Source organism: Bacillus sp. 7884-1, from assembly GCF_002272245.1.
In the GTDB taxonomy this organism is placed as follows: domain Bacteria; phylum Bacillota; class Bacilli; order Bacillales; family Cytobacillaceae; genus Neobacillus.
The window spans coordinates 1-7,072 of the sequence record NZ_NPDD01000265.1; the positions used below are offsets into that span (position 1 = coordinate 1).

Annotated in this window: 10 protein-coding genes; 2 read left to right on the forward strand and 8 right to left on the reverse strand. The window is 38.0% G+C overall.

The genetic code is table 11. The features are described 5' to 3' along the window. Positions 1-53: 53 nt before the first annotated feature. The 4 genes from CHI06_RS27240 to CHI06_RS27255 all read right to left on the reverse strand — a co-directional run bounded on the left by CHI06_RS27240 (position 54) and on the right by CHI06_RS27255 (position 3,625). Positions 54-1,070: a S66 family peptidase gene (locus tag CHI06_RS27240; protein ID WP_095251776.1), complete on the reverse strand. Its 1,017-nt coding sequence runs from the start codon at positions 1,068-1,070 to the stop codon at positions 54-56. A gap of 67 nt (positions 1,071-1,137) precedes the next feature. Then, entirely contained in the window at positions 1,138-1,692 is a 555-nt protein-coding gene (locus tag CHI06_RS27245; RefSeq protein WP_095251777.1) for a GNAT family N-acetyltransferase, read from the reverse strand. Positions 1,693-1,718: 26 nt separating this feature from the next. Next, a complete protein-coding gene (locus CHI06_RS27250; protein ID WP_095251784.1) occupies positions 1,719-2,387 on the reverse strand; it encodes a phosphatase PAP2 family protein in 669 nt (222 codons plus the stop codon). A 152-nt stretch (positions 2,388-2,539) separates the two neighbouring features. Then, on the reverse strand, positions 2,540-3,625 hold the full coding sequence (locus CHI06_RS27255; protein ID WP_095251778.1) for an FAD-dependent monooxygenase: 1,086 nt from the start codon (positions 3,623-3,625) through the stop codon (positions 2,540-2,542). 358 nt (positions 3,626-3,983) lie between these two features. Between CHI06_RS27255 and CHI06_RS30115 the strand changes: the two genes are divergently transcribed. Further along, entirely contained in the window at positions 3,984-4,133 is a 150-nt protein-coding gene (locus CHI06_RS30115) for a hypothetical protein (RefSeq protein WP_179292805.1), read from the forward strand. Between the two features lie 65 nt (positions 4,134-4,198). Here the strand turns inward: CHI06_RS30115 and CHI06_RS27260 are convergent, their stop codons facing one another. Continuing rightward, positions 4,199-4,594 carry a DUF3147 family protein gene (locus CHI06_RS27260; RefSeq protein WP_095251779.1) on the reverse strand — a complete coding sequence of 132 codons (396 nt, stop codon included), beginning with the start codon at positions 4,592-4,594 and terminating at the stop codon, positions 4,199-4,201. Between the two features lie 15 nt (positions 4,595-4,609). Beyond that, on the reverse strand, positions 4,610-4,972 hold the full coding sequence (locus tag CHI06_RS27265) for a DUF3147 family protein (protein ID WP_095251780.1): 363 nt from the start codon (positions 4,970-4,972) through the stop codon (positions 4,610-4,612). Between the two features lie 203 nt (positions 4,973-5,175). Here CHI06_RS27265 and CHI06_RS27270 point away from each other — a divergent pair, with 203 nt between their 5' ends. Then, complete coding sequence (locus CHI06_RS27270; protein WP_095251781.1) at positions 5,176-5,661, forward strand: hypothetical protein; 486 nt, start codon at positions 5,176-5,178, stop codon at positions 5,659-5,661. A gap of 7 nt (positions 5,662-5,668) precedes the next feature. Here CHI06_RS27270 and CHI06_RS27275 read toward each other — a convergent pair whose 3' ends face one another. Next, entirely contained in the window at positions 5,669-6,601 is a 933-nt protein-coding gene (locus tag CHI06_RS27275; protein ID WP_095251782.1) for a D-2-hydroxyacid dehydrogenase, read from the reverse strand. A gap of 24 nt (positions 6,602-6,625) precedes the next feature. Next, a complete protein-coding gene (locus CHI06_RS27280; protein WP_095251783.1) occupies positions 6,626-6,817 on the reverse strand; it encodes a hypothetical protein in 192 nt (63 codons plus the stop codon). Positions 6,818-7,072 lie beyond the last annotated feature (255 nt).

Consider the following 7,072-nt stretch of genomic DNA (forward strand, 5'->3'; position numbering starts at 1 on the left):
ACTGATTCCCTCAGCAACCATTTTTATGATTCGAAGGGAACGAGTCTACTATTCTACACTTTAAAGTATTGCACTATTGTCCCTTTACCTTCTTCAACCTCAACCACACCATATGCACCATTCACAAATGTAATTTGTGGCGGAACATGACCACAATCAATGTCATAAACTATCGGGATTTGGAGCTCATCGGACAAGTCTTGGTAAACATCCTCGATTGTATAGTTTTCAACTGATTCATTGGCAGAACTACGACCAAACATAATACAGGAACAGTTTTCAAACCAACCTGCTAATTTCATCTGTACTAACGACCTGCGCAAATCTGTCGTTTTTAAATCACAATTCTCAAAATACCACATGATGGGTTCTTCGTGAATATGATTTTCCCTAAAATTCTGTAAATCCCCAAAAGGGGTACCAATTAGATGTCTAATGATGTCAATGCACCCACCCAGCAAACGCCCTTTAGCCTTTACCTTTTCACCTGAAACGGTTTTCCATTTGGTTTCCTCTGTTAGATGAAAAACACAAGGAGATGGGTTATCATGCTGCCACATCTGTTGATATTTTTCTGATGAAAATTGGGTAATAGATAATCCTGTTTTTGTTGATAAAACACTCTCCCACATAGCAGTAGTATCATCAGAAAATTCGCCTCTTAAATCAATTAAGTTCGTTCCATGTGCCGTAGCAATACCTGTCTTTAACGTAATGGCCAGCAGCAACATGCTCGTATCCGAATAACCGAGCACCCACTTATTATTCATGTTATCAAAATCAAGCTCTTCTAGGATTTCAATAAGTAGCTCTCCACCCCACGGAGGGAGGACAAGATTGATGGTTTCATCCTTCATCATTTCATTAAACTCTTGGGCACGTTTTTTAGCAGGAGAAGATTTTGCTTTATCCTGAGTCCAAACGGTATCACCACAGATAATACTATAGCCTCTTTCTTCTAGTCGACTGCATGAAAGTTTCACTAACTCATGAAGCTCTTCTTCCACACCTGATGAAGGTGCCGTTACTCCTATAGTTGCCCTTTTTTTCAAAAATGGATATGTAATCATTCTAACTCTCCCCTTTCTTAACTGCAGAAATTATTACCATTATTCTACAGTTTCCCTCGAAAAGGTACTAGCCTAATTTGTAGGATTCTTTATGAAATGTTGCCATATATTTAAGGCAATCTTCCCCTTTTAATGGAGTAGCAGGCTTACCTTTAAGGAAAAGAACCATCGCCATGTAATGTTGCGGTCCCCATTTATAGCAATGTTGATAATCATCTAACAGCTGAAAACCACATTTTTCCCAGAAATGAATTCTGGCTAGATTTCCTGGTGTTTCATCACATTCTACTTCAACCAGAATACGTTTGAATTGAGTCTGTGACCGTGCCCATTCTTTGATGTATTCACAAAGTTCTTGTCCAAATCCATGACCGCGTAAATCCTTTCGTACCGCTAAGTAATCCAGCAGCAGTACACTTGAGTTTGGCATTGAACCCGTCAGTGCCATGGCAAAAACCTTATCGTTTTCGATTAACACATGTAGAGAACTAAGCACCTTTGCAAACATATTTCGAATAATCTTTTCAGGTTTGGTTGCATGCTCACCAAAAGCAACATTATAGATATCTCTGGTCTTTTGCCACAGATCTTCATCCCATTGTTTCGTTGTAATAAATTTCATGCTTCTAGTCCCTTTGTTTGAAATTTTTAAGATCTTTTTAGCATCCTACTAGCCGGACGCGGTTGTCTTTCCATATACCATTGAAAGAACCAGATCGATGTGGCCAGCCAGAAACCACTGGCAAAATACCCGCCAATTACATCGCTTGGGTAGTGGACACCTAAATATATTCTACTTATCCCTATCATAAAGACCACAAAGGCGCTAAACAGGAGTAAAAGGATTCTACCTGCCCTATTAAAGATATGGCGCCAAAGTAGAAAGGTAAGAGTTCCATACACCGTAAAAGCATTCATGGCATGCCCACTTGGAAAGCTATATCCACCAATTTCAATTAGGTGATGTAAATCAGGACGCGCTCTTTGGAAGATTTCTTTGAGTAATAGGTTTAGCAAAGGTGATCCTGCAACGACAGCAATAAATAATATCAATTCTTTCCGGTGGTGCAGTACCTTATAGAGAAAAAAGATAATCAATAAACATAATACGACTACTACTTGTGTTGAACCAACCACTGTAAAAAACTCCATTATCCTTGTGAGGAATGGAGACTCTTGGGATTGAACGGCTCCGATGACGCTTTGATCGAATTCCATAATCATATCTGCCCTAATGAGAATGGCCACTAAACTAAAAGCCACGAGCGAAACCAGGCTAATAATAAAGGCGCGAGTAAGCTGAAACTTCAAATTCATATCATTAACCCCTTCATAATCGATAAACATATAATTTCCCATCCAAACCAATCCTACTAATACATCACAAACAAAAAAGCACCAAATATACAAAACCGCTGCATATAAGCGATTTATTGTATATTTGGTGCCTGTCACCGTATTATTGTCACCTATGCGAATTTCTCTGCTAATGTTGTTTCTTGTTTTACTTGCATGATTTGTTGTGTTTTGATTTCGTTTCTTCTGTTCATTTCGAATATTTTTAGATACTCTGACTGAATTTTATTTTCATATAATGCTTTTGTTAGGATTGGCGCTAAGATATGAGCGTCTTTCATTCCACAATTAATTCCAATGGCACCTGTTGGCGTCATGGTATGTGCAGCATCCCCAATGAGGATTAATCCGTCCTCTACCCATGTTTCACATCGCGAGCTTTGAACTTTTAGACAGACAAAGTTGTTCCAAGATTGAAGGTGTTCTTTTACACTTTGTTCTAGTTCCGGAAAGCTTTCAATCAATGGCTCAACAAATGGCTGTAACGAGCTTTTTCTTAAGGTAGGAAATGACCCTTCAGCAATATTCCAGCCGATTTGGATGAGTCCTCCCGTCTGTGAAAACAATGCCAACTGATGTCCGTTTACCAGAACCATTCTTGTTGTCGGTTCCCAACCTTCTGGAGCCGGGATTTTTGCCCACAGAACATCATACCCGTGTGTCATTTCAATCGTTGGGATTTTTGCAAGTTTCCTGACTGTTGAGTAGCGGCCATCTGCACCTATCGTAACCTTGCTTGAAATGTGGATTTCTTCCCCATTCTGTGTTGCTTTTACACCTGTATAGTATCCTTGTTCATCTTGAATCAGTTCTTTAACAGTGGTGTTAAATAATAGTTGAAAATGATTATTTTTTTCTGACTCTTCGATGATAGCAGTTAATAAATGTGCTTGAGGCACATGAATACCTACATGATCCTCATGGTTTCCGGGTGTAATGCTTTTCACTATATTTCTACCAGCAAAGTATTCAACTTTTTTCATTTTAAGAATACCTAGCTCTTCTATTCTCTCAAATAATTGATGTTCTTTTAGAATTGCCTCTGTTTCAGCGTTAATATGTTCGCCTCTGAATTGACGATTAACTCCAGTAGAGCGTTCAAGAATAATGGTAGATACACCGTTTTTAGCTAATAAATGTCCGAGTAATGTCCCTGCAGGTCCGCCGCCAACGATACAAACATCTGCTTGTAAGTTCATTTATACCCACCTTCTAGTGTTATATAATTTTATCAATATATTAAAATTGTTATTTAACAATTCGTTTCGTGTAATAAGTTTCTTGATAAGAAAAAAAGTTAAGTATAGAGTAACAAATTAAAAGTTCATGGTCAATCATTATTTGTTTATGTAGCAAACAAAATAAACATTACTAAGATGTTTGCTTTAAGTATGCAATCTTATTAATTATTTGTAAAATTTAATTCATTTAGTTTGAAGTACTTTAAAGAAGATGTTAATGAATGTTAAGAAATGGCAAATCCAATATATTTCTTCTCCAAAGCTTGTATGATAATCCTGTAGTACAAATAGCAAGCATTCAAGGAGGAATTTTAAGATGAAAAGTTACAAAACTTGGTTAGTTGCTTTGATGTCAGTTTTTATGTTGCTTGGAGTTGCCACTGGATGTAGCGATACTGGAAATGATGATACCGAAACAGAAGAAACAGAACAAAATGAAGACGGTACCGAAGGAACTGAGGAATAAGCCATATATTGAGTCACACAATACGAACAATCAACAAGACGGCATACAGCCGTCTTGTTTTTAAATCATTTATGTCTTACCAAAATATCAGACAGAATATTTACCCTAACGCTATTTTTAAGCTTGTCTCTTAATGTCGATACAATAATGGAACTTCCCAGCCAAAACACCAGACCAAGTACAATACTCAATGCCCAATTGGCACTGACTTGTAATACGGCCCAAACCGTTGCCACGCAGACAACACCGCCAATCATTCCAAAAACCGATCCATTTGCAATCTTAGCAGCCTTCTTTGAACCAGAAGCAATTCCTACCATTAAAACGGCTGTAATCATCACGGCTGGAAATGCGGCGAAGATCCCAGCAAGAATCTTCCACGGAGAAATGACCGTTATCATATAGCTTACCATCACGGCTGCCCCGCCGAGAATAAAGCGAATCAGTAAATCTTTATACATAAGTTGCACCCTTTCTCACGAGTAAGTTGTAATCATCACAACCGCCATTGATACAATCAACCAAAATCCCATAGCCTGGATAAGACCGCGTTTCCAGCCTTGTCTTGGCAAGAGGTATCCTGCAAGTATCGCCACTAGAATATTAATCCCCATGCCGACGATGGCGCCTTTCGATAATAGAATGGAGTGAGCTACTAATTCCTCTCCACTAAAGTCCAGACCCACTGTCAATAAAGCCGCTAAATACACCGCTGGAAAAGCTGCAAAGATTCCCCCAGCTTTTTCTCCTAAATTCCTTGCAACAAGTGTTGAAACAGCTACGGCTGTTCCCCCTAATAGAAATCTTAATAGTAAGGCACTTATTGAAAGTTCTCCCATGATGTGTCACCTCTGTTTTATGAAAAACTAAAATGGTTTATTCTATCATTTGTGAATTTTTTCACATAAATACGATACAAGTTCATTTTACCTTATTTTCTACTCTTCACTTGTGAACATTTCATTACTATTTTTAAAGCGGTATCATATGTAGATGAATATTATCAATACCTGTACACATTCTAAAAATACGGAGGTGTTGAATGAATAAAACAAGATTTTTGCTAGTCGTTATGATGATTCTACCTTGGTTTTCATTACCGCTATTAGGGAGGAGAACCATTAAAAAATATCTTCCAGCGGCTATTTTCGTTACCCTTGTCAATACACTTGTGCACATCAATGCAGAAAAGAAAAATTGGTGGCGGTTTTACACCAGTATTCATCCGAAAATCAGTGGCAGTGTCCCTTTTATAATAGGTCCAGAATTTATTGCAGCATTATGGACTTTAAAATACCATTATGGAAAATTCTTGAAATTTATCATTATCAATGGTATTGGCCATTTTCTTATTGCTTTTCCTAGAGTAAAGATTTTAAAACAATTAAACATCGTATCTTTAGTAAGATTCAAACCTATTCATGTGGCATTATTATTTCTTTTAAGAGGATTGTCACTATATGGCTTTCAATTCGCGATAGATTCTATGAAAAAGAAAAAAAACCCTTTATTTCGGGTTTTCCATTGAATTAACTCTAATAGCCTTTTATTGTATCTACTCTATTGGTAAGTGGCTTGTTTTCATCGATGTTTTTGAGAGTCTCTAGAAAGCAAGCTGCCCCCTCATTTGCTGTTGTAACGGCAGAAATATGTGGAGTAATTTGAACCCTTGGATGACTCCATAATGGATTGTTTTCTGGAAGTGGTTCTTGTGCAAAGACATCGAGTACGGCAAAACTGACTTGGTTGTCAGTCAAAGCCTGCAGTAAGGCTTCTTCATCTACCGAAGCCCCTCTTCCCACATTAATAAATCCTGCCTCTGTAAGTCGACTAAAGATGGAACTGTCGAATAATTTTTCTGTCCGTTCTGTCAACGGCAAAGTATTGATCACATAATTCATTTCATTTAATCGTGAATAATGGGAATCCAGCTTCAAGACTTCTGTATAATATTCTTTTTCTTTTCCACTTAAAGAAACCCCATAGACGTCTACTCCTAGCTCAGAAAAAACTTTCGCAATCATTTGACCGATTTCGCCGGTTCCATAAACAAGAACTTTTTGATTTCCTATTAATTTAGGTGTACGCTGCTCCCATTTTTTTTGCTGCTGCTGCTCATGGAAGGTATCATGAAATTGTAAATCCTTCAGGATGTAACTTAAACAATATTCTGCAATTCTCTGCCCAAACGAACAAATCGTTCTGGTTAATAGGATTTCATCATTCCATTCCTTCTTAAATAAAAAACGGTCAACCCCTGCACCCAGCGAATGCACCCATTTCACTGAGCTATAATCATAGTCAGCTTTTAGATTAAATGAAACAAGCGCATCTGCCCAGCTTAAATCAGCCTGGGTAAGCTTTTCCTCAGGAATAAATCGAATGGACTTTCCTGGGTCTTCCTTTTCTATTAATACTTGAAGTTCTTTATACATTGGGCTGACTAATAAAATATTTCTTATATCCATGTTTTTCCCCTCTTCTAAATTAGCTTACTCTTTCGGCACATCGAGTGCTTGATAAGCTGTCTGGTACCTGCCGCCATCTGCTACTTCAGAGTGATACAATGCCTTAAGTGCAAAGTTCTTTTCAAGATCATGTTCATTAATCAACTCTTTTAAGTGCATCTGCAATTCTTTATTTTCTTTTACTAACTGTTTCATTTGTGATTTAAAATACTTCATTATGATAACTCCTTCTTCATTATAAAAATAAGGACGATTATTGTATATTTAATCGTCCTTAATTAGTCTTGTTTTTGTCTGTGTTAATTTGTCTGTTGATTTGCGCTCCACTAAGGAAAGCTTCTTCGAATAATCACCGCAGTGACAGGCGTTTTTTTGTCTGTCACGAGGCACTTCGCTTTCCGCGGGCGGTTCGGGAAGCCTCCTCGGCGCTTAGCGCCTGCGGGGTCTCCCCTGCCCCGTCCTCCCGCAGGA